This is a genomic window from Kitasatospora sp. NPDC054768, assembly GCF_053612025.1.
In genome coordinates, this window is the sequence record NZ_JBSHBN010000028.1 from 36717 (window position 1) to 62643 (window position 25927).

The window sequence follows — 25927 nt, forward strand, 5'->3', positions numbered from 1 at the left end:
GGACAGGTAGTAGGCGGACACCCACTGGCCGCCGGGGCCGCTGTCCGGGTCGGTCTTCAGCCACCAGTGGTTGTAGCCGGCGCCGCTGGAGACCTCACGGCCCCAGGCCTTGCAGTAGACGTAGTTGGTCCCCTGGTACAGCGTCCCGGTGGCGTTGGTGGAGGTCGGCGAGGCGTAGACGTTCGCGGTGGCGTTGGTGTCCACCCAGTACTTGCCGGTGGCGGGCGGGGTGCCGCCACCCGGGCAGTCGGGGACGGTGGTGCCGTTGTTGTCCTTGGCCACGTCGTTGCCCCACCGGGACAGGTAGTAGGCGGACACCCACTGGCCGCCGGGGCCGCTGTCCGGGTCGGTCTTCAGCCACCAGTGGTTGTAGCCGGCGCCGCTGGAGACCTCGCGGCCCCACGCCTTGCAGTAGACGTAGTTCGTGCCCCGGTACAGCGTTCCCGTGCTCGTGGTGGAGGTCGGGGAACCGAACACCGGCGCGTTGGCGTTGGTGTCCACCCAGTACTGGCCGCTGTTCGACGGAGGCGGGGTGGTGGGCGGCGTCGTCGGCGAGGTGCTGCCGGGGCCGTACAGCCGGATCGCGCCGTAGTAGTCGCCGTGCGAGGAGAGCGCCGCCACCTGGACGTAGCCGCCGGAGTAGGGGGCCTCGACGATCCAGCCCTGCCCGAGGTACATCGCGACGTGGTGGATGGTGGAGGCGGTGTTGCCGAAGTACACCAGGTCGCCGGGGAGCAGCGGTGCGGTCCCGTCCGCCCGGTAGTAGCGGGCGACCGCCCGGGAGGTCGGCCACTGGGTCCGGGTGGTGCCGTTGATGACGTCCGCGCCGACCGCCAGGTCGTAGGCGTAGCGGACCATACCGGAGCAGTCCAGGCCGCGGACGTTGCAGTCGTTGGGGGCGCCGTTGGCGGGGTCGCAGAGGCCGTACGTCGGACCGGGCTGCGAGCCGTGGCCGCCGCCCCACGAGTACGGGGTGCCTATCAGCCCGCAGGCGGAACGGACGGCGGCGGTCGCCTGCGGCGCCGCGCCGGTGGAGAGCACCCCGCAGGCGGGTGCCGCCTGAGCGGCTCCGGCCCCGGCGAAGAACACGCCGACCGACACCAGCACCGACAGCAGAGCCGCCCACCGCAGCGGGGCGACCAGCCACCGCGACAGAAGGTTTACGCGCGTAGTCATGGTCGCGAATCTTTCCGGAGGCGCTGACTCCGGGTCAATGGTTCGGCGGCACACGGATCCTGGGGTTCCGGTAGTTGCCGGTTCGCTGGTCACGGGCGCGGAAACCGGCAACTGCGCGGCAGGCGGCGAGGGTGTTGCCGGGGTGATCCGCCGCGCCCGGAGAAGTCGCGGGGGAAATACGACAGAGGATGTCGGGTTCTGCGGAGACAGTGGGGTCACCGGCCGGCGCCGTGACGGCGCCGGCCGGGACGACACACGAAGACCCACGGAAAGACGCACGGAAGAAGGACCCCCATGCGCGAAACACCCGACGAGCTGCGCCGGCTCCAGGCCCTCCTCGACACCTCGCTCTCCCGCTCCACGGCGCACCTGCGGTCGATCATCAGCAGCGAGCGCACCCTCACCGCCGGGCAGCTCACCGGCGTGCTCACCGGCATGTGCACGCTCGCGCTGTCCACCGTGACGGCGAAGGGCGAGCCCCGGATCAGCGGCGTGGACGGGCACTTCCTGCACGGCACGTGGCACTTCGGCACCGCCCGGGGCGCCGCCAAGGCGCGGCACCTCGCCGCCCGGCCCGCCGCCAGCGCCGCCCACCTGCGCGGGGAGGACCTGGGCGTGTTCACCCACGGCACCGTGGAGGTCCTCAACCCCCACGACGGCGAGCCGGCCGCCGACTGGCCGGACCTGCTCGCGTACTTCCAGGACTTCTACGGCGCCGACGCCTTCGACTGGGACAACGACGTGGTCTACTACCGGCTGCACCCGCAGTGGATGGCCGCGTTCGCCCCCGACCCCGCCAGGCTCGGCGAGGCCGGCGTGCCCGGCGGGAAGGCGGACGAGGCGTGACCCCGTCCGCAGAGGACCCGCCCGCACCGGACCCGCGCCCGGCGAGAATGGTGCCGGCGCCGCCGTGGGACCACCGGGCGCCCGACGACGGACGAGCGGAAGGGGCGACGTGCGGGCGAGCCGGGCCATCGCGCTGCTGCTGCTCCTCCAGTCCCGGCGGGAGATGACCGCCGCGGAACTCGCGGTCGAGCTGGAGGTCTCCGAGCGCACCGTGCAGCGGGACGTCGCCGCCCTGGTCGAGGCCGGGGTGCCGGTGTACGCCGAACGCGGCCGGGGCGGCGGCTACCGACTGATCGACGGCTACCGCACCCGCCTCACCGGCCTCGAACGCGCGGAGGCGGAAGTCCTGCACCTGGCCGGCCTCCCGGGCCCGCTGCGCGACATGGGCCTGGCCGGGCGGGCCCTGGCCGCCCGGCTGAAGGTCGCCGCCGCGCTCGGCGACGCCCCCGCGGCCGCCGTCCAGCGGTTCCACCTCGACGCACCGGCCTGGTTCCGCGAGGCCGGGACGCCCGCGCTGCTCGCCGAGGTGTCGCGCGCGGTGTGGGAGGACCGTGTGCTCCACGCCCGCTACGCGGCGCGCGGCGGCACCCGGGACCGGCGGCTGGAGCCGTACGGCCTGGTCCTGAAGGCCGGGCAGTGGTACGCCGTGGCACGCGGGCCCTCCGGCCGGTTCGGCTCGTACCGCGTGGACCGCTTCGAGACCGCCGAGGCCGGCGAGGAGCGGTTCGAACGCGACCCGGAGTTCGACCTCGCCGAGCACTGGGCCGCGGCGGCACGGGAGTTCACCCGCGCCATGCTGCGCGAGCGGGCGCTGGTGCGCCTGAGCCCGCTCGCCGTGGAGAACCTCGCCGTCCTGTTGGAACCGACCGCCGCCGCCGACGCCCTCGCCACCGCGGGCCCGCCGGACGCCGACGGCTGGGTCACCGTGACCCTGCCGGTCGAGACCTGGGAGATCGGTTACTTCGAACTCCTCCGCCTCGGCCCGGAGGCCGAGGTCCTCCAGCCGCCCGAACTCCGCGCCCGCCTCGCCGAGGCCACCCGCCGCGCCGCCGCCCGCTACGCCTGACCGGCCGCCCCCGGGGAAGCGCCCGGCCGGTCACGGCCGGCGACGGCGGAGGGCGGCGAGCAGCGCAGGTGCAAGGAAACAAGCAAGCATGATTGCTTTTTTCTGTCGACGGTGCCACGCTGCTGCCCGGTGGCGCCCGACCAAGGGCGCGCCCAACTCACCGGCAGGGGAGGCGCCTTGGTGCGCGACGGCACGGTACTGCGGATCGGCAACGCCTCGGGGTTCTACGGGGACCGCTTCGCGGCGATGCGGGAGATGCTCACCGGCGGGCCGCTGGACGTGCTCACCGGGGACTACCTGGCCGAGCTGACGATGCTGATCCTCGCCCGGGACCGGCTGAAGGACCCGTCGCTCGGCTACGCCCGGACCTTCCTGCGCCAGATGGAGGAGTGCCTCGGCCTGGCCCGCGAACGCGGCGTGAAGATCGTGGTCAACGCGGGCGGCCTCAACCCGGCCCGGCTCGCGGAGGAGCTGCGGGCGCTGGCGGGGCGGCTCGGGGTCGAGACGGCCGTCGGCCATGTCGAGGGCGACGACCTGCTTCCGCGCCGGGCCGAACTCGGCCTGCCGGGCGGCCTGTTGGCCGCAAACGCCTACCTCGGCGGGTTCGGCATCGCCGCCTGCCTGGCCGCCGGCGCCGACGTGGTGGTGACCGGCCGGGTGACGGACGCGGCACTGGTCGTCGGCCCCGGGATCGCCCACTTCGGCTGGACCCCGGAGGACCTGGACGCCCTGGCCGGCGCCGTGGTGGCCGGGCACGTCCTGGAGTGCGGCGCCCAGGCGACCGGCGGCAACTACGCCTTCTTCCGGGAGCACGACGTCACCCGGCCCGGCTTCCCGCTCGCCGAACTGCGCGCCGACGGCTCCAGTGTGATCACCAAGCATCCGGGCACCGGCGGCGCCGTCACCACCGGCACCGTCACCGCCCAACTCCTGTACGAGACCGGCGGACCGCACTACCTCGGCCCGGACGTCACGGCCCGGCTGGACACCGTGCGGCTCACCGGGGAGGGCCCGGACCGGGTCCGGATCGACGGCGTGCGCGGCGAGGCCCCGCCGCCCACCCTGAAGGCGGGCCTCAACCGGCTCGGCGGCCACCTCAACGAGGTGGTGTTCGTCCTCACCGGCCTGGACATCGAGGCCAAGGCCGACCTGGCGCGGCGGCAGTTCGCCGACGCCCTGCCGCCCGACGCCCGGCCCGCCGAGCTGCGCTGGACCCTGGCCCGCACCGACCACCCGGACGCCCCGACCGAGGAGGGCGCCTCCGCCCTGCTGCGGCTGGCCGCCCGCGACCCGGACCCGGCCAAGGTCGGACGCGAACTCGGCAAGGCGGCCGTCGAGTTGGGTCTCGCCGGGTACCCGGGCTTCCACCTCACCGCCCCGCCCGGACCGGGCGCGCCGTACGGCGTGTTCAGTGCCGCGCACATCGACGCGAAGGCCGTCGAGCACACCGCCGTGCTGCCGGACGGCCGCCGGATCGCCGTACCGCCGGCGCCCGTCACCACCGGGGCCCAACAGCCCCACCAGGCCCGCCCGGTGGAGGCCGAGCTGCCCGAACCGCTGCCGGCCGGCCCCACCCGGCGGGCCCCGCTCGGCCTGGTGGCCGGCGCCCGCAGCGGCGACAAGGGCGGGGACGCCAACCTCGGCGTCTGGGCCCGCTCCGCGGACGGCTGGCGCTGGCTGGCGCACGCCCTGACCGTCGAGCGGCTGCGCGAACTCCTGCCGGAAACCGAGGAGTTGGAAGTCACCCGGCACGTTCTGCCGAACCTGCGCGCGGTCAACTTCACCCTCACCGGTCTGCTCGGCGAGGGCGTCGCCGCCCGGCACCGCTTCGACCCGCAGGCCAAGGCCCTCGGGGAGTGGCTGCGCTCGCGCCACCTCGACATCCCGACCCTGCTCCTGGACAGCCCGGAGGCCCCGCTGTGACCGTCCTGACCACCCGTGTCGACCCGGCCGGGCCCGATCACGCCGAGCACCGCGCCGCGATGGTCGCCAAGCTCGCCGAACTCGACGCCGAGCACGCCAAGGCGCTGGAGGGCGGCGGCCCCAGGTACATGGAGCGCCACCGCAAGCGCGGCAAGCTGCCGGCCCGCGAGCGGATCGAGCTGCTGGTCGACCCGGACTCCCCGTTCCTGGAGCTGTCCCCGCTGGCCGCGTGGGGCAGCGACTACCCGGTGGGCGCGGCCCTGGTCACCGGGATCGGCACGATCGAGGGCGTGGAGTGCGTGATCACCGCCAACGACCCGACGGTGCGCGGCGGCGCCAGCAACCCCTGGACCCTGTGCAAGGCCCTGCGGGCCAACGAGATCGCGCTGAACAACCGCCTCCCGCTGGTCAACCTGGTCGAGTCGGGCGGCGCCGACCTGCCCAGCCAGAAGGAGATCTTCATCCCCGGCGGCGCCCTCTTCCGCGACCTCACCCGGCTGTCCGCCGCCGGAATCCCCACCGTGGCCGTGGTGTTCGGCAACTCGACGGCCGGTGGCGCCTACGTGCCGGGCATGTCCGACCACACCGTGCTGGTCAAGGAGCGCGCCAAGGTGTTCCTCGGCGGCCCGCCGCTGGTGAGGATGGCCACCGGCGAGGAGGCCGACGACGAGTCGCTGGGCGGCGCCGAGATGCACGCCCGCGTCTCCGGCCTGGCCGACCACTTCGCGGTGGACGAGGCGGACGCGCTGCGGATCGCCCGCCGGATCGTCGCCCGGCTCGACCACCGCAAGCCCGGCCCCGGCCCGGACCGGCTCGCCGAACCGCCCGCGTACGACGAGGAGGAGCTGCTCGGGATCGTCCCCGGCGACCTCAAGGTGCCCTTCGACCCGCGCGAGGTGATCGCCCGGATCGTCGACGGCTCCGACTTCGACGAGTTCAAGCCGCTCTACGGCACCAGCCTGGCCACCGGCTGGGCCCGCCTCCACGGCTACCCGGTCGGCGTCCTGGCCAACGCCCAGGGCGTGCTGTTCAGCCAGGAGTCCCAGAAGGCCGCCCAGTTCATCCAGCTGGCCAACCAGCGGGACACCCCGCTGCTCTTCCTGCACAACACCACCGGCTACATGGTCGGCAGGGACTACGAGCAGGGCGGCATCATCAAGCACGGCGCGATGATGATCAACGCGGTCGCCAACTCGAAGGTCCCGCACCTGTCGGTCCTGATGGGCGCCTCGTACGGGGCCGGCCACTACGGCATGTGCGGGCGGGCCTTCGAGCCGCGGTTCCTGTTCGCCTGGCCGAGCGCCAAGTCCGCGGTGATGGGCCCGCAGCAGCTCGCCGGAGTGCTGTCGATCGTCGCCCGGCAGTCCGCCGCGGCGAAGGGACAGCCCTACGACGAGGACGCGGACGCGGCGATCCGGGCGATGGTCGAGCAGCAGATCGAGGCCGAGTCGCTGCCGGTGTTCCTCTCCGGCCGGCTCTACGACGACGGCGTGATCGACCCGCGCGACACCCGGACGGTGCTCGGCCTGTGCCTGTCCGCGATCCACAACGCGCCGGTCGAGGGCGCGCGCGGCTACGGCGTCTTCCGACTGTAAAGGACCCCCGAGACGATGATCACCAATCTGCTGGTCGCCAACCGGGGTGAGATCGCCCGCCGGGTCTTCCGCACCTGCCGGGAGCTCGGCATCGCGACCACCGCCGTCCACTCCGACCCGGACGCCGGCGCCCCGCACGTGCGCGAGGCCGACGCGGCCGTCCGGCTGCCCGGCGCCGCGCCCGCCGACACCTACCTGCGGGCCGACCTGATCGTCCGGGCCGCGCTCGCCGCCGGGGCCGACGCCGTCCACCCCGGCTACGGATTCCTGTCCGAGAGCGCGGACTTCGCGCGGGCCGTGCTGGACGCGGGACTGCTCTGGATCGGCCCGCCGCCGGCCGCGATCGCCGCGATGGGCTCCAAGACCGCCGCCAAGGAGCTGATGGCCGCGGCCGGGGTGCCGGTGCTCGGCGCGCTGACCGAGCCCACCGAGGCCGACCTGCCCCTGCTGGTCAAGGCCGCGGCGGGCGGTGGCGGTCGCGGCATGCGGGTCGTCCGGAGCCTGGCGGACCTCCCCGGCGAACTGGCGGCCGCCCGCGCCGAGGCGGCCAAGGCCTTCGGCTCGGACGAGGTGTTCTGCGAGCGCTACCTGCCCGCCGGACGGCACGTCGAGGTCCAGCTGCTGGCCGACGCCCACGGCACCGTCTGGGCGGTCGGCGACCGCGACTGCTCGCTGCAGCGGCGGCACCAGAAGGTGATCGAGGAGTCCCCGGCCCCCGGCCTGCCCGCGGAGGTGCGCGCCGGCCTGCACGCGGCGGCCCGCGACGCGGCCAGGGCGATCGGCTACACGGGCGCCGGCACCGCGGAGTTCCTGCTCACCGGGGACGGCCGGTTCTTCTTCCTGGAGATGAACACCCGCCTGCAGGTCGAACACCCGGTCACCGAGGCCGTCACCGGGCTGGACCTGGTGGCGCTGCAGCTCGCCGTAGCCGAGGGGGACGCGCTGGCGCCCGAGCCCCCGGCCCCCGGCGGCCACGCGATCGAGGCGCGGCTCTACGCGGAGGACCCGGCCAAGGACTGGCAGCCCGCGACCGGGACCCTGCACCGGCTCGAACTCGCGCTCCCGTACCAGGAGTTCACCGGAGCCGGAGCAGGCACAGGAGCAGGCACAGGAACGGGCACAGGAACGGGCACGGCCACCGGACGAGGCACCGGACTGCGGCTGGACTCCGGAGTGGAGGCCGGCAGCGGGATCACCCCGCACTACGACGCGATGCTCGCCAAGGTGATCGCCTGGGCGCCCACCCGCGCGGCCGCCGCCCGCCGGCTCGCCGACGCGCTCGCCCGCGCCCGCATCCACGGCCCGGCCACCAACCGGGACCTGCTGGTGCGCGCCCTGCGCCACCCGGCCTTCCTGGCCGCGGAGCTGCACACCGGCTTCCTGGCCGAGCACGCGGCCGAACTCACCGCCCCGGACAGCAAGGGCGCCGACCGCGCCGCGCTGGCCGCCGCCCTCGCCGACGCCGCCGGCCGCCGCGGCGCGCTGCCCTCCGGCTGGCGCAACCTGCCCTCGCAGCCGCAGCTCAAGCGCTACCGGGCCGAGGACGGCACCGAGACGGCCGTCCGCTACCGGCTGACCCGCGCCGGTCTGCTGGCCGAGGACCACCCGGACGTCGAACTCGTCGAGGCCGCGCCGGACCGGGTGGTGCTGTCCGAGGACGGGCTGCGACGCACCTACCGCGTCGCCCGCTACGGCGACCGGGTGCACGTCGACACCCCGGCCGGCGGCACCGTACTCACCGCCCTGCCGCGCTTCCCCGCCCCCACCGTCCGCACCGAGCCCGGCGCGCTGCTCGCCCCGATGCCCGGCACCGTCGTCCGGGTCCTCGCCGCCGTCGGGGACACCGTCACCGCCGGCCAGCCGCTGCTGGTGCTGGAGGCGATGAAGATGGAGCACCGCGTCGCCGCCCCGGCCGACGGCACCCTCGTCGAACTGCGCGCCACCCCCGGCCGGCAGGTCGAAACCGGCACCCTGCTGGCCGTCGTCCAGCCCATCGAAGCCTGAGGAAGGACCCGCATGTCCACCATCGGCAGTCAGCTCCTGGAGACCCCCGAACGCCAGGCCCTGCGCCGGGCCGTCGGCGACCTCGGCCGCCGCTACGGCTCCGCCTACTACCTCGCCAAGGCCCGGGCCGGCGAACCCGCCGACGAGCTGTGGGCGGACGCCGGCAAGGCCGGCTACCTCGGCGTCAACCTGCCCGTCGAGTACGGCGGCGGGGGCGGCGGCATCACCGACCTCGCCATCGTCCTGGAGGAGCTCGGCACCGCCGGGTGCCCGCTGCTGCTGCTCATCGTCTCCCCGGCGATCTGCGGCACGGTGATAGCCCGCTACGGCACCGAGGAGCAGAAGCGCCGCTGGCTGCCGGGCCTGGCCGACGGCAGCCGCCGGATGGCCTTCGGCATCACCGAACCGGACGCCGGTTCGAACTCCCACCGGATCTCCACGGTGGCCCGCCGGGACGGCGAGGACTGGCTGCTGACCGGCCGCAAGGTGTTCGTCTCCGGCATCGACCACTGTGACGCGGTGCTGTTCGTGGCCCGCACCGAGACTGTGGACACCGGTGGGGGCCGCACCGGCAAGCTGAAGCCCTGCCTGTTCGTCGTCCCGCGCGAGACCCCCGGCTTCGAGTTCCGGGCGATCCCGATGGAGCTCGTCGCCCCGGAGAAGCAGTTCCAGGTCTTCCTGGACGACGTCCGGCTGCCCGCCGACGCCCTGGTCGGCGACGAGAACGCGGGCCTGCTCCAGCTGTTCGCCGGCCTCAACCCCGAGCGCGTCCTCACCGCGGCCTTTTCGCTCGGCCTCGCCCGCCAGGCCCTCGGCAAGGCGGTCGAGTACGCGAAGACCCGTACGGTCTGGTCCACCCCGATCGGCGCCCACCAGGGCCTGGCCCATCCGCTCGCCCAGTGCGCGGTGGAGATCGAGCTGGCCCGCCTGATGACCCAGAAGGCCGGGCTGCTCTACGACGCGGGGGAGGACCTCGCCGCCGGAGAGGCCGCCAACATGGCCAAGTACGCCGCCGGCGAGGCCGCCGCCCGTACCGTCGACCAGGCGGTGCAGACCCTCGGCGGCAACGGCCTGACCCAGGAGTACGGGCTGGGCGCGCTGCTGGCCGCCACCCGGGTCGGCCGGGTCGCCCCGGTCAGCCGCGAGATGGTGCTCAACTACGTGGCCCAGCACACCCTCGGGCTGCCGAAGTCGTACTGATGCACGAGACCTCGCCCAGGTGTGCGAGCGCGCCGGTGGTGTCCCCGGTGCGCGGCGGTCGGTCCGAGGACGGTCGCCGGGGCGTCGGGCGCGAGCGCGGGGAGCCGGATCCCGGGTGAGCGGCGCGGCGGGCGGCGGTGCTCACCCGGACGGTCCATTCGACCCCGTGGTGCACACCGCCCCGTCGGGCGCCCCCCGGGAGCAACCGCGCCACGCACGGACGGTCACGGGTTCCCCACAATGGCCGAGCCGGACCCCCGACTGTCCGTATGCTCCTGAACGCGCCCCGCACGGAACTGCTCGCCGGTTTTGTTGCTACGTCAACTTCCTTACTGGAGGCTCACCTTGGTGTTCCGCAGCGAGTTCCCCGACGTCTCCGCGGTCGACCAGCCGATCCACGAGGCGGTACTCGGCGCCGCGCACAGGTACGGCGACCGCCCGGCCCTGATCGACGGCGTCACCGGCGAGAGCACCAGCTACGCCCAACTCGCCGCCGCCGTCGAGCGGGTGGCCGCCGGGCTGGCCGAGACAGGCGTGCGCCGCGGTGACGTCGTCGCCCTCTTCAGCCCCAACTCGACCGCCTACCCGATGGCCTTCTACGGCGCGACCAGGGCCGGCGCCACCGTCACCACGGTCTCCTCCTTCGCCAAGCCCGCCGACCTGGCCGGCCAGCTGCGCGACAGTGGCGCCCGCTGGCTGGTCACCGTCTCCGCCTTCCTGTCGACCGCCCGTGCGACCGCCGAACTCCTCGCCGAACAGGGCCACCCGCTGGCCGGGACCGTCGTCCTGGACGGCGCCGAGGGCCACCGCTCGCTCGCCGACCTGCTGGCCGCCACCGGCCCCGCCCCCGAGGTCGCCATCGACCCGGGCGAGGACATCGCCGTGCTGCCGTACTCCAGCGGCACCACCGGCCTGCCCAAGGGCGTGATGCTCACCCACCGCTCGATCGCCACCAACCTCGCCCAGTGCGACGCCCTCTACCGCCCCGCCGAGGGCGAACGGGTGCTCGCCGTCCTGCCCTTCTTCCACATCTACGGGCTGGCCGCGCTGCTCAACCAGCCGCTGCGCTGCGGCGCCACCGTGGTCGTGCTGCCCCGCTTCGACCTGGAGCAGTTCTGCCGCACCGTCCAGGACCACCGGGTGCAGGCCCTGGTGGTCGCCCCGCCGATCGCCCTCGCACTGGCCCGGCACCCGATCGTGGACCAGTACGACCTCTCCTCCGTCGAGTACCTGCTGTGCGCCGCCGCCCCGCTGGACCATGAACTCGCCGACGCCTGCGCCCGGCGCCTGGGCCTGCCGCACCTGCTCCAGGGCTACGGCATGACCGAGCTCTCCCCGGTCACCCACGTCGTCTCCCCGCGCGAGGGCGACCCCTCGCCCGGCTCGGTCGGCCGGATGGTCCCCTCCACCGAGCTGCGGATCGCCGCCCTGGACGGCTCCGACGGCGACCTCGGCCCCGGCGAGCGCGGCGAGCTGCTGATCCGCGGCCCGCAGGTGATGAAGGGCTACCTGGGCCGCCCCTCCGAGACCGCCGCGGTGGTCGACGCCGACGGCTGGCTGCACACCGGCGACGTCGGCTTCGTGGACGAGCGCGGCTACCTGCACATCGTCGACCGGGTCAAGGAACTGATCAAGTACAAGGGCTACCAGGTCGCCCCCGCCGAGCTGGAGGCCGTCCTGCTCGGCCACCCGCAGATCACCGACGCCGCCGTGATCGGGGTCCCGGACGCCGAGGGCACCGAGTGCCCCAAGGCCTTCGTGGTCCGCGCCCCGGGCAGCGCCCTGACCGAGGAGGAGGTCACCGGGTACGTCGCCGGGCAGGTCGCCCCGTACAAGAAGGTCCGCGCGGTGGAGTTCGTGGACGCCGTCCCCAAGTCCGCGGCCGGCAAGATCCTCCGCCGCGAACTGCGCGCCCGCGAGGCCGGGCGCGCCGGCGTCCGCTGACCGGACCGGGCCGCCCCGGCGGCCGAAGACCGGCGCCCGTCTGTGAGGATCTTCCTGCCGCGCCCCGACCGGGACCCGCCGCGCCCCGATCGGAACAGGAACCGCCCGCCGCCATGACCAGCCACCCCGCCGCCCGCGCCCCGCAGCAGGACCGCAGCCGAGCCACCCGGGCCCGGCTGCTCGCGGCGGCCGTGGAATGCCTGGCCGAGCTCGGCTGGCACGGCTCGACCGTCACCGTCGTCGCCGAGCGGGCCGGGGTCTCCCGGGGCGCGGCCCAGCACCACTTCCCGACCCGCGAGGACCTCTTCACCGCGGCCGTCGAGCACGTCACCGCCGAGCGGCTGGCAGCCGTCCGCGCCCACGCGGACGACCTGCCGGCCGCCGGGCCGGACCGCACCGGGGCCGTGGTCGACATGATCGTGCGCCTCTACACCGGCCCGCTGTTCCGCGCCGCCCTGCACCTGTGGACCGCCGCCGCCACCGAGGAGGTGCTGCGTGAGCGGATCATCGCCCTGGAGGGCCGCGTCGGCCGGGAGGCCCACCGGGCCGCCGTGGAGTTCCTGGACGCCGACGAGAGCCGCCCCGGCGTGCGCGAATCCGTGCAGGCCACACTGGACCTCGCCCGCGGACTGGGCCTCGCCAACCTGCTCACCGACGACAGCCACCGACGTTCCGGAGTGATCCGGCAGTGGGCGGGCGTTCTGGAGAGTACGCTGCGGCCGGTACGCCCATGACGCCCGTACAACCGGAGCGGCCGGACGCCCCCTGACCAAGGGGTCGCCGGGCGGCCGATGTCCGTGCAGTCTGGAGAAGAATCCCGGCCGGCACGGACCGCGAGGCCCCCGGCCGGGCACGAGCCGAACCGGGGTGCTGCCTGATCATGCACGGACACGAGTGGGACGCGACCGACGCCGACCCGGCACCGGGCGGCAACCCCGGACGTTCCGACGGCACGTACCCCGAAGGCCATCGGCTCGTCCCGCTCGCCACGGTGCTGCTCCAGGACGACGGACTGATCCTGCACTGGAGCGAGGACGCCGAGGCCCTGCTCGGCTACTCCTCCGAGGAGGCCGTCGGCAGCTACGCCGCCCAACTGCTCACCGACGAGTCCGACCGCTCCGAGGTGCTCGGCCTCTTCCAGCGGATCATGGGTGGCAGCGGCTGGTCCGGCGTCTTCCCGGTGCGCCACCGCGACGGCCACAAGGTCGACCTGGAGTTCCGCACCTACCCGATCGCCGGCCCGGGCGGCACCCTGCTGCTGCTCGCCACCGCCTCCGACACCCGCGCCCTGCACGCCGTCGAGGCCGACCTCGCGGTGCTGGACGGCGTCTTCGACCGCTCGCCGATCGGCATGGCCGTCTACGACACCGAACTGCGCTACATCCGGATCAACGAGGCGCTGGCCCGGATGAACGGGGTGCCGGTCGCCGCCCACCTCGGCCGCCGGATATCCGCCGTGCTGCCCGGCATCAACAGCGCCGAGATCGAGCAGATCATGCGTCAGGTGCTGAGGACCGGCAAACCCGTGGTGGACGCCCGCTCGCACGGAAGGGTCCCCGGCGACCCCAAGCGGGACCACGCCTGGTCCGCCTCCTACTTCCGGCTGGAGGACTCCACCGGCCGGATCTTCGGGGTCTGCTCCTCGATCATCGACGTCACCGAGCGGTTCCAGGCCGAGGCCCGCGCCGCCCGCGCCCAGGAACGGCTCGCCACCATCGCCGAGGCGACCGCCCGGATCGGCACCACCCTCGACCTCCAGCGCACCGCCGAGGAGCTGATCGAGGCGGTCGTCCCCCGGTTCGCCGACTTCGCCACCGTCGACCTGCTGGAGCCGGTGCTGCGCGGCTCCGAGCCCACCGTGATCCCCTCCGACCGGAACATCACGCTGCGCGCCGTCGCCGTCGGGGAGTCCTACGAGAGCGGCCTCGCGCACGCCGTGGACGTGGTCGGCGAGACCTCCGAGTACTCCCCGGACCGCAGCTACGTCCAGTGCCTGCGCAGCGGGAAGCCGCTGCTGCGCTCGCACGTGGACGAGGAGGCGCTGCGCGGCCTGGTGGCCAGCGAGGACCGGGTGGCCCCCGGCATAGCGGCGGGCATCCACTCGTACCTGATGGTGCCGATCACCGCCCGGGGCATGGTGCTCGGCGGCTCCGAGTTCATCCGGATGCGCAACCCCGAGCCGTTCACCGCCGCCGACGTCGCCCTCGCCGAGGAACTGGTCGCCCGCACCGCGCTGGCGCTCGACAACGCCCGGCTCTACCGCCGCGAGCGGGAGACCGCGCTCACCCTCCAGCGCAGCCTGCTGCCGCAGGAGGTGCACCGCACCCTCGGCCTGGAGATCGCCTACCGCTACCTGCCCAGCAGCGTGGTCAGCGAGGTCGGCGGCGACTGGTTCGACGTGGTGCCGCTGTCCTGCGGGCGGGTCGCCCTGGTGGTCGGCGACGTGATGGGCCACGGCATCCGGGCCGCCGCCACGATGGGTCAGCTGCGCACCGTCGCCCGGACCCTCGCCACCCTCGACATGCCGCCCGAGCAGGTCCTCACCCGGCTGGACGAGACCGCCACGGGGATCGGCGAGGGCCAGTTCGCCACCTGTGTCTGCGCGGTGTACGACCCGCTGGAGCGCACCGTCCAGATCGCCTCGGCCGGGCACCTGCCGCCGGTCCGGGTGGGCCCCGACGGCACCGCCGCCCGGGTGGACGTGCCGCCCGGGGTGCCGCTGGGCGTCGGCGGGGTGGCCTTCGAGTCGATCGAGTTCGACATTCCCGAGGGCGGCATGGTCGCGCTCTACACCGACGGCCTGGTCGAGCGGCGCGGCCAGGACCTGGACGCCGGCATCGACCTGCTCGCCCACACCCTGTCCGGCCCCGGCCGGACCCTGGAGGAGAACTGCGACGCCGTCCTCGCGGCGCTGGTCACCGACGGCACCGAGGACGACATCGCGATGATCATGGCCCGGGTGCTGCCGCTGCCCGCCGACCGGATCGCCACCCTGCCGCTGTCCGGCGGGGGCCGGGTGCCCGGCAAGGCCCGCCGCTTCACCCGCGCCACCCTGGAGGCCTGGGGCCTGTCGGCGGTCACCGACTACGCCGAGCTGCTGGTCAGCGAGCTGGTCACGAACGCCCTGCTGCACGCCGACGCCCCGCGCCGGCTGCGGCTGTTCCGCGACCGGGTGCTCACCGTGGAAGTCTCCGACGCCGGCGGCCAGACGCCCCAGCTGCGCCCGTTCGCCGAGCAGGACGAGGGCGGACGCGGGATGTTCCTGGTCAGCGAGCTGGCCCAGCGCTGGGGCAGCCGGCTGACCCGGGACGGCAAGGTGGTCTGGGCGGAGCTGGAGCTGCCCTTCGGGGCCTCCTAGGGAACGGCCGCTCCGGCAGACGGGAACGGCCGTTCCCCCGGGGGAAACGGCCGTTCCCGGGCACTGCTACGCGGTGACCGTCGGCTGCTCGGCCGGTGCGTCGACCGCGCCCTGCGAACCGGCCGCCGCCCCGGGCTTCGGCTCGGACAGCCCGCGCAGCAGCCGCCAGGCCATCACGGCCGCACCGACCAGCAGCGCGGCGGCCAGCAGCCCGGCACTGTTCATGCCGTTGACGAAGGACTCCCGGGCGCTCGCCAGCAGCGGCCGGGCGAGCTCCGGCGACAGGCCCTGCGCCGTCTCGACGGCCGAGCCCAGCGATTCGCCGGCCCGGGCGGCGGCCGCCGGGTCCGTCCCGGCCGGTACCGCCAGCCCGTTCGCGTAGATCGAGCCGACCACCGAGCCCACCAGGGCGATGCCGAGCGCGGTGCCCAGCTCGTACGCCGTCTCCGAGACCGCCGAGGCGGCCCCGGCCTTGTCGGCGGGCGCGGCGGTCAGCACCAGGTCGGCGCCGAGCGTGTAGACCACGCCCTCGGCCGTCCCGACCAGCAGGAAGGAGGCGGCCAGCAGCAGGTAGGTGGTGTCCTGCGACAGCCAGCCGAGCGCGCCCACGCCCAGTCCCATCGCCAGCAGGCAGGCCGTCAGCGCCTTGCGGGCGCCGAAGCGCCGGGCGATCGCGGCGGTGAGCAGACCGCCGGCCACCGAACCCGCGAAGGCCGGCAGCTCGGCCAGGCCCGCCTGGAGCGGCTGGTAGCCGCGGACCAGCTGGAGGTACTGCGAGACCACGAAGATCACGCCGGAGAGCCCGACCAGGGAGATCAGCGAGGCCGAGACGGCCGCCGTGAACCGCCGGTCGCGGAACAGCCGGACGTCGAGCAGCGGGGTCTCCAGCCGCAGCTGGCGGCGGACGAAGAGGAACAGCGCGGTGGCGCCGAGGACGAAGGCGACCGGCACGTTCCAGCGGTCCACGCCGTGCGCGGCGGCCTCCTTGATCGCGTACACCGTGCCGATCACGCCGGCCATCGACAGCAGCACGCTCAGCACGTCCCAGCGGCCCGGCTTCGGGTCCTTGGACTCCGGCAGCAGCCAGGCGCCGGACACCAGCAGCAGGATCAGCACCGGGATGTTCAGCAGGAACACCGAACCCCACCAGAAGTGCTCCAGCAGCACCCCGCCGACGACCGGCCCGAGGGCGGCGCCGGCGGTGGCGGCCGCGCCCCAGATGCCGATCGCGGTGGCCCGCTCCCGGTCGTCCGGGAAGAGGCCGCGGATCAGCGAGAGCGTGGACGGCATGATCGTCGCCCCGGCCACGCCGAGCAGCGCGCGGGCCAGGATCAGCCAGCCGGCGCTCGGCGCGTAGGCGGCCAGCAGCGAGGCGGCGCCGAAGGCGGCGGACCCGGCCAGCAGCAGCTTCTTGCGGCCGATCCGGTCGCTCAGGGCGCCCATGCTGACCAGCAGGCCGGCCAGCACGAAGGAGTAGGAGTCGCCGATCCAGAGCAGCTGGGTGCCGCTGGGGCGCAGCGTCTCGCTGATCGACGGGATGGCGAGGGAGAGGACGGTCGCGTCCAGGGCGACCACGGTCACGGCCAGGACGAGGACGGCGAGGCCGGTCCAGCGCTGGCGGGCGGTCAGGGTGTTCATGGTTTATCGGTGTCCGGCCTGTGGTCGGAAGTGCTGTGGACAGGGGTGGCGGTGCTGTGGGCGGTGCTGCCGGCGGTGGCGCCGACGGGGGTGCGGGTGTCCGGTCTGCGCAGCGCGCCGCCGAGGAACAGCTCGGCGAGCGAGAAGGCGGCGTCGCGCGGGGCGAGCCGGCCGTCCTGGATGGACCAGCCGACGCCGGCCACCAGGTCGAAGAAGGCCTCGCTCAGCCAGGCGGCGCTCAGTTCGATGCGGAACACGCCCTGCTGCTGGCCGCGCAGGAAGAGCGCGTGCAGCCGGGCGATCTGGACCTCCCAGAGGTCGTTGATGTCCTCGTGTTCGTAGAGCTGGTTCTCACCGGCCAGGAAGGCGCAGAGCATGGCGTCCGGGACGGAGGCGTCCACCAGGCGGCGCAGCGCGGCCTCGGCGTCGCCCCGCTCGACGTCGGCGGTGTCCAGCGCGGAGGCGAAGCGGCGCAGCCCGAGCAGGCCGATCTCGCGGATCAGCGCGTCGCGCCCCGGGAAGAGCCGGTGCAGCGTGGCGCGGCTGATGCCGGCGGCGCGCGCGATCTCGTCCAGGTGGGCGGTCGGGCGGCGGGAGAGGACGCCGACGGCGGCTTCCAGGACGGTGTCGCGATCGGTGGCCATGCATCGAGTCTAGTTCACATGAGACGTGGATGTCTCATTCTTTTGTCCGGGCTCTCAGGTGAGGCGTCGGGTCTCGGTGGGCGGGCAGCAAAAAACCGGGGACGGTGGGTGTACCGTCCCCGGTCCGGGGTGCCGCCGTGTCCGGCTGTCGTCGCCGGCCGCCGCGTTCGGTCGCCGCCGGGCGGCGGCGGGCCGGCTCCGGCCTCAGCTCTGGTTGTAGAAGCCGGTCTCGTCCATCGGGCGGTCGATCACCATGACCTCGACGTCGGCCGGGGTGAGCAGGAAGACCCTCCGGGCGATCCGCTCGATGCCGCCCCTGGTGCCGAAGATCAGCCCGGAGGCGAAGTCGACCATGCGCTTGGCCTCGGCCTCGTTCATCTCGGTGAGGTCCATGACCACCGGGATGCTCGCCCGGATGTGCTCACCGACCGTCCGGGCCGCCTCGAAGCCCGTCGGCCGCAGGGAGACGATCTTCGTGGGCGCGGGGGCGGCCGGAACCGTCTCCTGATCCACCCACTCGTCGTCGTACACCGCGGCCGGGTAGTTCCCCGAGGGCATCAGCCACCCGTTGTGGTGCTCGTCGCGAAGTGCTCCCATGCCGCGCCTCCCTGCCTCGTCCCGTCCTGGTCCCCCGGGGTCGCGTGCCGTTCTTGACACGTCATCCACTCGTCGGAACTGTCCGAGTATCGCACTGTTCACCGGTCCCGTGCCCGCTCGCAACCCCCGTACGAGTCGTGCCGCGCCGGAAACCCGGGCGAACCCGGGCACTTCCAGTGACGCGGCGCGGCACCGTACGGTTGCGCGCGTTGACCTTATCGGTCGCGGTCACGGCTTAATTGACCTTCTGTCAACAATGAGGAAACGATTTCACCCGTCGCGTCACTCGCCGGTCGCACCGTCGATCAATTCGCGCAGAAGATCCGCGTGGCCGTTGTGTCGCGCGTACTCCTCGATCATGTGGGTGAGGATCCAGCGCAGCGTCACCGGCTCGCCCCGGCGCGGGTTCTTGGCGACGGTGTCCAGCGGCAGGCCGGCGGCGAGGCGGGCGGCCTCGACCTCGGCGCGCCAGGTGGCGAAGTCGGCCGCGACGTCGGCGGTGTCGACGTCGTCGAAGTCGGCGTCCTCGTGCTCCTTGGTCCAGAAGTGCCCGGCGATCTCCCCGCCGAGCAGGACGGACTGGAACCAGTACTGCTCCACCTCGGCCATGTGCCGGACCAGGCCCAGCAGCGAGAGGTTGGACGGCGGGACGGAGCGCAGCCGCAGCTGGTCGTCGGTCAGACCCTCGCACTTGAGGGCGAGGGTGCGGCGGTGGTAGTCGAGGAAAGCGGTCAGGGTGGCGGCCTCGTCGGCCGTCATCGGCGGGTCCACCCGCGGGTTCGGTTCGGTCATGCGCGCCATCCTGGCGTCCGGCCGCGCGCGGGCGCGAGCGATTTTGCTCCCGGCCCCGTGGCGAGGCTCAGCCGGCCGTCGCCCGGCGGCGGGTCCGGACCGTCCGCCAGAGGCCCACCACGCTGCCCAGCACCAGCAGGGCGATCACCCCCGCCGACAGCAGGAAGGCCGCCGAGCCCGGCCGGCCCGCGCTGGCCGCCGCCGTGACGTACACCGCGGTGGTCGGCACCACGCCGATCGCGGTGGCCAGCACGAAGGGCAGGAAGCGGACCCCGGAGAAGGCGGCGCCGTAGTTGGCCGCCTGGAACGGCATGCCGGGCAGCAGCCGCAGCACCAGCACGCTGCGGAAGCCCTGCTCGGTGAACCGCCGGTCCAGCGCCCCGAGCACCTTCCCGCGCAGGTACGGGCGCAGCGCCTCCCGGCCGAGGCCCCGGCCGAGCCCGAAGGCCAGGGCCGCGCCCACGGTGGTGCCGAGCACCGCCAGCAGCACGCCCTGCTGGATGCCGAGCAGCAGACCGGCCACCGCGTTCAGCGCCGGCCGGGGGACGAAGGCGAGCGTCCCCACCGCGTAGACCAGGGCGAACAGCGGGCCGAACCAGTACCCCGGCATCCGGTCCGCCAGCCCGCCGGACAGCAGCTCCGTCGGGCTCCACAGCAGCAGCGACCCGGCCGTCGCCGCGAGCACCACCACCAGCAGCGCGAACCGCCACCACGGGGAACGCGGTGCGACGGCGGGCGCCTGCGGCACGGCGGGCGGCACGGGAACGGCATCGGGCTCGAACACCGCCCGAGCCTAACCGGTGCCCGGGCCCCGCCGGCGCCCCGGGCCGACCCGCGGGACGGACCTCAGCTCGGTCGGGAGAGGAACCCCAGCAGGCGCTGCCACGAGTCACGGGCCGCGTCGGCGTGTTCGACGGCGGCGAGCTCGAAGAAGTTGTGGGGTGCCCCCGGATAGCTGACGAACTCGTGGGGGCAGCCGGCCGCGGTGAGCGCCGCGTCGAAGGCCTCGACGGTGGCGGCCGGGATGTGCTCGTCGGCGCCGCCCCAGAAGGCGAGCACCGGGGCGGTCAGCCCCCCGGCCAGTTGGGTGGGCCCGGGGGCGCCGTTGAGGGTGTCCGGGTAGCCGTAGTAGCCGACCGCGCCGGCCAGGCCGAAGCGCGGTGCGGCGGTGCGGAAGGCCTGCCGGCCGCCGAAGCAGAACCCGAGCGCGACCACCTCGGCTGGCCCGGTGGCGCGCAGCCGGTCCAGTGCGGCGGTGATGTCGGCGTCCAGTCCTCCGGGGGTGAGCGCGAGCAGGTGGGGGAGCAGGTTCGGCATTTCGCCGAATTCCGCCGGGCGCTTTTCCGGGGCGGCTCCGGCGGTGCGGCCGTAATAGTCGAGGGCGAGGGCCGGGTGGCCGTGTTCGGCGAGCCGGGCGGCGGTCTGCCGATAGAACGGGGAGAGGCCCCTGTTGTCCGGCAGGACGAGCACCGCGGGCCCGGTGGCGGTCTCCGGCCGGGCCAGGAAGGCGCCGAACCGGGTGCCGTCGGCCGAGGTCAGGGTGAGTGGGGCGGCCTCGGCCAGGGGCCACGGGGCGGGGCCGAGGACGGGCGGGGCGGCGTCCGGGTCGTAGCACACGGGGGAATTCCTCTCGCGGAGCACGAAAACCGCCGGGCGCGGTGTGCGCCCGGCGGTTCGAGACCTTAGCGGGAAATTCCCTCAGGAATTCATCATCATATCGCGGAGAGATCTTTTCCGGAAGGCTTTTCCGGTGACATTGCGGTCACGTTCTCGCCGCCGGAATTCCGTTCGGCCAGCCGCAGCGCCCCGGCGCTCAGCAGCAGGGCGCAGGCGAGCGCGGTGACCAGGCCGAAGGAGACGGTCAGCGAGGTGGCCTGGGCGAGGGCGCCGATGACCGCGGGGGCGATCAGGCCGGAGGTGTAGGTGACGGTGGCGACGCCCGCGATGGCCTGGCTGGGGTTGGTGCCGATCCGGCCGGCCGCGGCGAAGGCGAGCGGGACGATCACCGCGATGCCGATGCCGATCAGGGCGAAGCCGGGGATGGCCAGTGCCGGGCTGTCCGCGGCGACCACCAGCAGGCCGCCGACGGTGGCGACGGCGCCGCCGATGCGGGTGGTGCGGACGGCGCCGAGGCGGCGGATCGCCGCGTCCCCGGCGAGCCGGCTGACCGCCATGGTGAGCGAGAAGGCGGTGTACGAGGCGGCGGCGACGGTGGCCGAGGCGCCGGTGACGTCCCGCAGGTAGACGCCGCTCCAGTCCATCGAGGCGCCCTCGGCGAAGACCGCGCAGAAGCCGACCAGTCCGATCACCAGCGAGCTGCGCGGCGGCAGCGCGAACCGCGGCGGCTCCTCCGCGCCCTCGTGCGCCCGGAGGTCGGGCAGGCCGCGGCAGACGGGCTGCGCGAGCGCGAGCAGGACCAGCGCGGTGACGGCGAGCTGGATCCGGGCGTCGAGGTCCAGGTGGGCGGCGAGGATGCCGAAGGGGGAGGCCAGCAGGCCGCCCGCGCTCCACATCCCGTGCAGCCCGGACATGATCGAGCGGCCGAGCCGCTCCTCGATCTCCACGCCCTGGGCGTTCATCGCGACGTCGGCCATCCCGGAGGTGGCGCCGTACACCAGCAGGGCCGCGCACAGCACCGGCAGCGAGGGGGCGAGCGCGGGCAGGGCGAGGGACAGGCACCAGAGCGAGATCAGCCCGCGCACCGCGGCCCGGCCGCCGTAGCGGTGCACGAAGCGGCCGGCCAGCGGCATGGCGAGGGAGGAGCCGACGGCGGGCATGACCAGGGCCAGGCCGAGCTGGCCGGCCGAGAGGTCGAGGTGGTGCTGGATCCAGGGGATGCGGGTGACGAAGCTGCCGGTGACGGCCCCGTGCACCAGGAAGGTCAGGGCGATGCTCCTCCGGGCCCGGCGGGGCGCGGTCAACGGCTCCGGCGGTGGTGGTGCGGTGGTTCCGCTCATGGGGTCTTCCCTCCCGGTCGCGCGGTGAGGGGCGCGACAGTGCCCTGTGACGGTCGCTAAATTATCAGGAAGGGACCCTGATAGAAATGCTCTGGAAGGATGAGCTGCCATGACCACCGCGCGTACGGCCACGCCGAGTACCGCCCGGGCGATCAACGACCGGTTGGCGCTCAACCTCCTGCTCGAACAGGGCCCCCTGACCGCGACCGAGCTGCGCGACCTCACCGGCCTCTCCCGGCCGACCGTCGCCGACCTGCTCGAACGCCTCCAGCGCACCGGACTGGTGGCCGTCGTCGGCGAGCGCGGCGAACAGCGGCGCGGCCCCAACGCCCGGCTCTACGCGCTGGTCGCCTCCCGGGCCCACCTCGCCGCCTTCGACGTCCGCTCCGGTGGCGTCAGCCTGGTCGTCGCCGACCTGGCCGGGCGCGGCCTGGCCACCGCCGAGGTCCCGGTCGAGGGCGACGGCGGGCCGGACACCGCCGGGACCATCGTCGCCGCCCTGCTGGACACCGCGCGCGCCGTCGGCGTCGAACGGCTGCACACCGTCGCGGTCGGCGCCCCCGGACTGGTCGACCAGGCCACCGGCCGGCTGCAGAGCACCGGCAAGCTCCCCGCCTGGCACGCCGAACTCCTCGCCGCGCTGCGCGAGCTGCCCGGTACCGAGGTGATCCTGGAGAACGAGGTCAACCTGGCCGGGCGGGCCGAGTACCGGGTCGGTGCCGCGCGCGACCGCGACACCTTCGTGCTGCTGTGGCTCGGCCACAGCGTCGGCGCCGCCGTGATCCTGGACGGGCGGCTGCGCCGGGGCTTCTCCGGCGGCACCGGCGAGATCTGCTTCCTGCCCGTTCCCGGCACCGTCGCCCTACCCAGCGCCGACAGCTGCGAGGGCGGCTTCCACGGCCTGGTCGGCAGCGCCGCGATCTGCGCGCTGGCCCGCGCCCACGGACTGCCCGCCGGCCCGGCCGGGGACGCCCCCGCCGCCGAGGCCGCCGTACGGGCCGCCCTGGCGGCCGGCGCGGCGGGCGAGGTCTTCCTGGACGAGCTGGCCGAGCGGATCGCGATCGGTGCGGCGAGCGTCTGCGTGGTGCTGGACCCCGGCTGCGTGGTGCTCGGCGGCGAGGTCGGCCGGGCCGGCGGGCCGGAGCTGGCCGGGCGGGTCGAGCGGCGGCTGGCCCGGCTCTCCCCGCTGAGCACCGAGGTGCGGGCCGGCACGGCGGGCGGCGGCGCGGTGCTCGCCGGGGCGGTGCTCACCGCCGGGGACGCGGTGCGGCGCGACCTCTTCGGCGAGCCGTGACCGCCCTCGCGTGATCACCCGCGCGGTCCGTACGGCAGGATGGCGCAGGGGCACTCGCCCCGGGAATCAGAACCACCGTCAGGAGACGCTCATGGGCCAGCCCGAGGTGCCGGCCAACCCGTACCGCATCGGCGAGGCCGCGGCGCTGCTCGGCGTCAGCGCCGACACCATGCGGCGCTGGGTGGACGCCGGGCGGGTCGCCGCCGCGCGGGACGAGCACGGGCACCGGATCATCCCGGGGGCCGAGCTCGCCGCCTTCGCCCGGGAGCTGGCCCGGCCGGAGAACTCCGAGGCGGAGGGCCGGCCGTCCTCGGCGCGCAACCGCTTCCCGGGGATCGTCACCCACGTGGTGCTCGGTGACGTGGCCGCGCAGGTGGAGATCCAGGCCGGGCCGTTCCGGGTGGTGTCCCTGATCAGCCGGGAGTCGGCGGAGGAGCTGAACCTGGTCCCCGGCGCACCCGCCACGGCGGTCATCAAGTCCACCAATGTGATGGTCGAACGACGCTAGTCGGGGCCCGTCGCCCGAGCGCGGGCCCGCCCCGGCCGCCCCGGCTCCACGAGCCCCACGAGCCCCGGAACCGAAGGAGAGGCCCGGATGACACCCCCGCACCTGCCGACCACCCAGAGCGCCGTGCTCGCGATCGAGGCCGTGGCCGACCGGCACGGCCGCACCGTCCGCGCCCAGCACGACATCGGCCGCGACCGGACCTTCGCCGGGCTGGTCGGCCCGGGCGGTCCGGGCGGTCCGGGCGGTCCGGACGGGGAACTGGACGCCGTCCCGCACGAGGCGCTGCTGGAGTTCGACGGCCGCCCCGCCGTCACCGTCCGGCTGTTCACCCACGACGAGGTCACCGTGACCGTCGAGGGCATCGCCTTCGACGTCGACCGCGACCGCGTCCCCGGCTTCCTGAACGCCCTCTGGTCCGACCTGGTGCACGTCAAGGCGCGCACCTTCCCGCCGTCCACCACGCTGATCGTCACCGTCCCGGGGGAGCCGAGCCACCGCGAGGCCATCGGCGTCCACGACCTCACCCCCTGGCTCGCCGGAAGGATCCGTTGAACGCCATGGCCAAGCCGCTCGCCGTCGCCCACCGCGGCGACCCCTACCGCCACCGCGAGAACACCCTGCCCTCCGTCGAGTCCGCGCTCGCCGCCGGGGCCGACGCCGTCGAGGTGGACGTCCGGCTCACCCGCGACCGGGTGCCCGTGCTGCTGCACGACGGCACCCTGGAGCGGCTCTGGCGCGACCCGCGGTCGATCGACCGGGTCACCGTCGACCAGCTGGAGGAGCTGCGACAGGGCCCGCTGACCGTCCCCACCCTCGCCGAGGCGATCAAGACGGTCGCCGCCGTCGACGGCCGCAGGCTGCTGATCGACCTGGACGACGCCGGACCGGCCGCGGCCACCTGGTCGGTGGTCACCGGGCTCGGCGCCGAACGCGCGGTCGCCTTCTGCGGCCCCACCGCCGCCATGCTCGCGGTGCGCGAACTGAGCCCGGACGCCGAGATCGCCCTCACCTGGAAGCAGCCCGGGATGCCCGTGCGCGCCCTGCTGGACGACCTGCGCCCGCGCTACCTCAACCCGCCGTTCGGCCTGGTCACCCCCGCCTTCACCGCCGCCGCGGCGGAGCAGGGGCTCGCCGTCTCCACCTGGACCGCCGACCTGCGCCGCACCATGCGCCGGCTGCGCGAGAGCGGCGTCGCCTCCATCACCTCCAACCGGATCGGCGTCCTGCGCTCCGTGCTGGATGGCCGCCGGTGACCGGACCGGTCCTGAGCCGACGGGCGCTCGGCCGGGCCCTGCTGGCCCGTCAGCACCTGCTCGCCCGCACCGACCAGCAGCCCGCCGCACTGATCCACCACCTCGGCGGCCTCCAGGCCCAGGCCGCACCCCAGCCGCCCTACCTCGGACTGCTGGCCCGGCTCGACGGCTTCACGCCCGAGCGGCTGAGCACCCTGATCGAGCAGCGGGCGGTGGTCCGGACCGCCCTCCAGCGCGGCACCATCCACCTCGTCACCGCCGAGGACTGCCTGACGCTGCGCCCGCTCCTCCAGCCGATGCTGGACCAGGCGATGCGCACCACCTTCGGGAAGCGGCTGACCGGCCTGGACCTGGACGCGCTCGCCGCCGAGGCCCGCACCCTGGTCGAGGAGCGGCCGCGCACCTTCCAGCAGCTCGGCGCGCTGCTCGCCGCGAGCCGCCCGGACCGTGACCCGGCCGCCCTCGCCCAGGCCGCCCGCTGCCGACTGCCGCTGGTGCAGGTCCCGCCGCGCGGGCTGTGGGGGCGCGGCGGCCCGGCCGCCCACACCACCGCCGAGGCCTGGCTCGGCCGCCCGCTCGACCCGTCACCCGGCCCGGACGGCCTGGTGCTGCGCTACCTCGCCGCGTTCGGCCCCGCCTCCGCGGCCGACCTGCGCCAGTGGTGCGGCCTGGCCGGCCTCGCCCCGGTGCTGCGGCGGCTCGCACCGAGCCTGCGGGCCTTCCGGGACGAACAGGGCCGGCAGTTGTACGACCTGCCCGAGGCGCCCCGCCCCGACGAGGACACCCCCGCGCCGGTCCGGCTGGTCGCCCCGTTCGACAACCTGCTGCTCTCGCACGCGGACCGTACCCGGGTGCTGTCCGAGGAGCACCGGGGCCGGGTGATGACCCGCAACGGCATCGTGCACGGAACCCTCCTGGTGGACGGGCTGGTCGCCGGGACCTGGCGGCTGACCGGCGACCGGGAGGTGGCCGTCGCCCCGTTCGCCCCCCTGCGCCCGGCCGACCGGCGGGCCGCCGAGGCCGAGGCGCAGCGGGTACTGGTCTTCACGGGGGCGGGCGAGGACGGCGCGGTGCGGTTCGAGGCCCCCGGGTAGCTCGTTCGGGTGCTCCCGGCCGATCCGCCGCGCGGGCC

General features: G+C 74.6%; 22 protein-coding genes. 14 read left to right on the forward strand and 8 right to left on the reverse strand.

Annotated features, from left to right (window positions below; translation table 11 throughout):
• Window positions 1–1176 (reverse strand): C40 family peptidase (locus tag ACWGKU_RS11530; protein ID WP_452191413.1); only part of this gene is annotated, 1176 nt, incomplete at its 3' end.
• Between the two features lie 294 nt (window positions 1177–1470).
• Here ACWGKU_RS11530 and ACWGKU_RS11535 point away from each other — a divergent pair.
• From ACWGKU_RS11535 to ACWGKU_RS11575, 9 genes are all read left to right on the forward strand, one after another.
• Window positions 1471–2022 carry a pyridoxamine 5'-phosphate oxidase family protein gene (locus tag ACWGKU_RS11535; RefSeq protein ID WP_401043609.1) on the forward strand — a complete coding sequence of 184 codons (552 nt, stop codon included), beginning with the start codon at window positions 1471–1473 and terminating at the stop codon, window positions 2020–2022.
• A gap of 109 nt (window positions 2023–2131) precedes the next feature.
• The gene (locus ACWGKU_RS11540; RefSeq protein WP_452179781.1) at window positions 2132–3088 is read left to right on the forward strand and encodes a helix-turn-helix transcriptional regulator; all 957 of its coding nucleotides are present in this window, start codon (window positions 2132–2134) and stop codon (window positions 3086–3088) included.
• Between the two features lie 246 nt (window positions 3089–3334).
• Complete coding sequence (locus ACWGKU_RS11545; protein ID WP_452179783.1) at window positions 3335–5011, forward strand: acyclic terpene utilization AtuA family protein; 1677 nt, start codon at window positions 3335–3337, stop codon at window positions 5009–5011.
• Window positions 5008–6606 carry an acyl-CoA carboxylase subunit beta gene (locus ACWGKU_RS11550; RefSeq protein WP_452179780.1) on the forward strand — a complete coding sequence of 533 codons (1599 nt, stop codon included), beginning with the start codon at window positions 5008–5010 and terminating at the stop codon, window positions 6604–6606. The genes ACWGKU_RS11545 and ACWGKU_RS11550 overlap by 4 nt, the downstream gene beginning before the upstream one ends.
• Before the next feature lie 15 nt (window positions 6607–6621).
• Window positions 6622–8610 carry an acetyl/propionyl/methylcrotonyl-CoA carboxylase subunit alpha gene (locus ACWGKU_RS11555; protein WP_452179779.1) on the forward strand — a complete coding sequence of 663 codons (1989 nt, stop codon included), beginning with the start codon at window positions 6622–6624 and terminating at the stop codon, window positions 8608–8610.
• Window positions 8611–8622: 12 nt separating this feature from the next.
• Window positions 8623–9810: an acyl-CoA dehydrogenase family protein gene (locus ACWGKU_RS11560; RefSeq protein WP_401043623.1), complete on the forward strand. Its 1188-nt coding sequence runs from the start codon at window positions 8623–8625 to the stop codon at window positions 9808–9810.
• A 345-nt stretch (window positions 9811–10155) separates the two neighbouring features.
• Window positions 10156–11754: a 4-coumarate--CoA ligase family protein gene (locus ACWGKU_RS11565; protein WP_452179778.1), complete on the forward strand. Its 1599-nt coding sequence runs from the start codon at window positions 10156–10158 to the stop codon at window positions 11752–11754.
• Window positions 11755–11867: 113 nt separating this feature from the next.
• The gene (locus ACWGKU_RS11570) at window positions 11868–12488 is read left to right on the forward strand and encodes a TetR/AcrR family transcriptional regulator (protein WP_452179777.1); all 621 of its coding nucleotides are present in this window, start codon (window positions 11868–11870) and stop codon (window positions 12486–12488) included.
• Between the two features lie 146 nt (window positions 12489–12634).
• A complete protein-coding gene (locus tag ACWGKU_RS11575; RefSeq protein WP_452179776.1) occupies window positions 12635–15112 on the forward strand; it encodes a SpoIIE family protein phosphatase in 2478 nt (825 codons plus the stop codon).
• A 66-nt stretch (window positions 15113–15178) separates the two neighbouring features.
• Here ACWGKU_RS11575 and ACWGKU_RS11580 read toward each other — a convergent pair whose 3' ends face one another.
• The 7 genes from ACWGKU_RS11580 to ACWGKU_RS11610 form a co-directional block, all read right to left on the reverse strand.
• Window positions 15179–16750 (reverse strand): MFS transporter, encoded by a 1572-nt coding sequence (locus ACWGKU_RS11580; RefSeq protein ID WP_452179774.1) that lies wholly within the window; start codon window positions 16748–16750, stop codon window positions 15179–15181.
• Entirely contained in the window at window positions 16747–17394 is a 648-nt protein-coding gene (locus tag ACWGKU_RS11585; protein ID WP_452179773.1) for a TetR/AcrR family transcriptional regulator, read from the reverse strand. The genes ACWGKU_RS11580 and ACWGKU_RS11585 overlap by 4 nt, the downstream gene beginning before the upstream one ends.
• Window positions 17395–17598: 204 nt before the next feature.
• Complete coding sequence (locus tag ACWGKU_RS11590) at window positions 17599–17991, reverse strand: cell division protein SepF (protein WP_359913654.1); 393 nt, start codon at window positions 17989–17991, stop codon at window positions 17599–17601.
• Window positions 17992–18273: 282 nt separating this feature from the next.
• Window positions 18274–18783 carry a DinB family protein gene (locus tag ACWGKU_RS11595; protein WP_452179772.1) on the reverse strand — a complete coding sequence of 170 codons (510 nt, stop codon included), beginning with the start codon at window positions 18781–18783 and terminating at the stop codon, window positions 18274–18276.
• 67 nt (window positions 18784–18850) lie between these two features.
• Entirely contained in the window at window positions 18851–19567 is a 717-nt protein-coding gene (locus tag ACWGKU_RS11600) for a TVP38/TMEM64 family protein (RefSeq protein ID WP_380549738.1), read from the reverse strand.
• Between the two features lie 62 nt (window positions 19568–19629).
• Window positions 19630–20400: a dienelactone hydrolase family protein gene (locus ACWGKU_RS11605; protein ID WP_452179771.1), complete on the reverse strand. Its 771-nt coding sequence runs from the start codon at window positions 20398–20400 to the stop codon at window positions 19630–19632.
• Between the two features lie 95 nt (window positions 20401–20495).
• Complete coding sequence (locus tag ACWGKU_RS11610) at window positions 20496–21740, reverse strand: MFS transporter (protein WP_380549743.1); 1245 nt, start codon at window positions 21738–21740, stop codon at window positions 20496–20498.
• 109 nt (window positions 21741–21849) lie between these two features.
• On the opposite strand from ACWGKU_RS11610, the gene ACWGKU_RS11615 reads away from it, so the two are divergent.
• The 5 genes from ACWGKU_RS11615 to ACWGKU_RS11635 all read left to right on the forward strand — a co-directional run bounded on the left by ACWGKU_RS11615 (window position 21850) and on the right by ACWGKU_RS11635 (window position 25889).
• The gene (locus tag ACWGKU_RS11615) at window positions 21850–23034 is read left to right on the forward strand and encodes an ROK family transcriptional regulator (protein ID WP_401051722.1); all 1185 of its coding nucleotides are present in this window, start codon (window positions 21850–21852) and stop codon (window positions 23032–23034) included.
• A 91-nt stretch (window positions 23035–23125) separates the two neighbouring features.
• Window positions 23126–23542, forward strand: coding sequence for a TOBE domain-containing protein (locus tag ACWGKU_RS11620; RefSeq protein WP_359913640.1), 417 nt, complete (start codon window positions 23126–23128; stop codon window positions 23540–23542).
• A gap of 87 nt (window positions 23543–23629) precedes the next feature.
• Window positions 23630–24094, forward strand: a complete 465-nt coding sequence (locus ACWGKU_RS11625) for a hypothetical protein (protein WP_452179770.1) — start codon at window positions 23630–23632, stop codon at window positions 24092–24094.
• Between the two features lie 5 nt (window positions 24095–24099).
• Window positions 24100–24795 (forward strand): glycerophosphodiester phosphodiesterase, encoded by a 696-nt coding sequence (locus ACWGKU_RS11630; RefSeq protein WP_401051727.1) that lies wholly within the window; start codon window positions 24100–24102, stop codon window positions 24793–24795.
• Entirely contained in the window at window positions 24792–25889 is a 1098-nt protein-coding gene (locus ACWGKU_RS11635) for a winged helix DNA-binding domain-containing protein (protein ID WP_452179769.1), read from the forward strand. Before ACWGKU_RS11630 ends, ACWGKU_RS11635 begins: the two co-directional genes overlap by 4 nt.
• Window positions 25890–25927 lie beyond the last annotated feature (38 nt).

Bases quoted from the DNA above. Each gene is read 5' to 3' on its own strand.
- ACWGKU_RS11535 (WP_401043609.1), top strand. From the start codon at position 1,471: ATGCGCGAAACACCCGACGAGCTGCGCCGGCTCCAGGCCCTCCTCGAC.
- ACWGKU_RS11585 (WP_452179773.1), bottom strand. From the start codon at position 17,394: ATGGCCACCGATCGCGACACCGTCCTGGAAGCCGCCGTCGGCGTCCTC.
- ACWGKU_RS11545 (WP_452179783.1), top strand. From the start codon at position 3,335: ATGCGGGAGATGCTCACCGGCGGGCCGCTGGACGTGCTCACCGGGGAC.
- ACWGKU_RS11580 (WP_452179774.1), bottom strand. From the start codon at position 16,750: ATGAACACCCTGACCGCCCGCCAGCGCTGGACCGGCCTCGCCGTCCTC.
- ACWGKU_RS11615 (WP_401051722.1), top strand. From the start codon at position 21,850: ATGACCACCGCGCGTACGGCCACGCCGAGTACCGCCCGGGCGATCAAC.
- ACWGKU_RS11570 (WP_452179777.1), top strand. From the start codon at position 11,868: ATGACCAGCCACCCCGCCGCCCGCGCCCCGCAGCAGGACCGCAGCCGA.
- ACWGKU_RS11590 (WP_359913654.1), bottom strand. From the start codon at position 17,991: ATGGGAGCACTTCGCGACGAGCACCACAACGGGTGGCTGATGCCCTCG.
- ACWGKU_RS11575 (WP_452179776.1), top strand. From the start codon at position 12,635: ATGCACGGACACGAGTGGGACGCGACCGACGCCGACCCGGCACCGGGC.
- ACWGKU_RS11620 (WP_359913640.1), top strand. From the start codon at position 23,126: ATGGGCCAGCCCGAGGTGCCGGCCAACCCGTACCGCATCGGCGAGGCC.
- ACWGKU_RS11555 (WP_452179779.1), top strand. From the start codon at position 6,622: ATGATCACCAATCTGCTGGTCGCCAACCGGGGTGAGATCGCCCGCCGG.
- ACWGKU_RS11560 (WP_401043623.1), top strand. From the start codon at position 8,623: ATGTCCACCATCGGCAGTCAGCTCCTGGAGACCCCCGAACGCCAGGCC.
- ACWGKU_RS11610 (WP_380549743.1), bottom strand. From the start codon at position 21,740: ATGAGCGGAACCACCGCACCACCACCGCCGGAGCCGTTGACCGCGCCC.
- ACWGKU_RS11595 (WP_452179772.1), bottom strand. From the start codon at position 18,783: ATGACCGAACCGAACCCGCGGGTGGACCCGCCGATGACGGCCGACGAG.
- ACWGKU_RS11630 (WP_401051727.1), top strand. From the start codon at position 24,100: ATGGCCAAGCCGCTCGCCGTCGCCCACCGCGGCGACCCCTACCGCCAC.
- ACWGKU_RS11625 (WP_452179770.1), top strand. From the start codon at position 23,630: ATGACACCCCCGCACCTGCCGACCACCCAGAGCGCCGTGCTCGCGATC.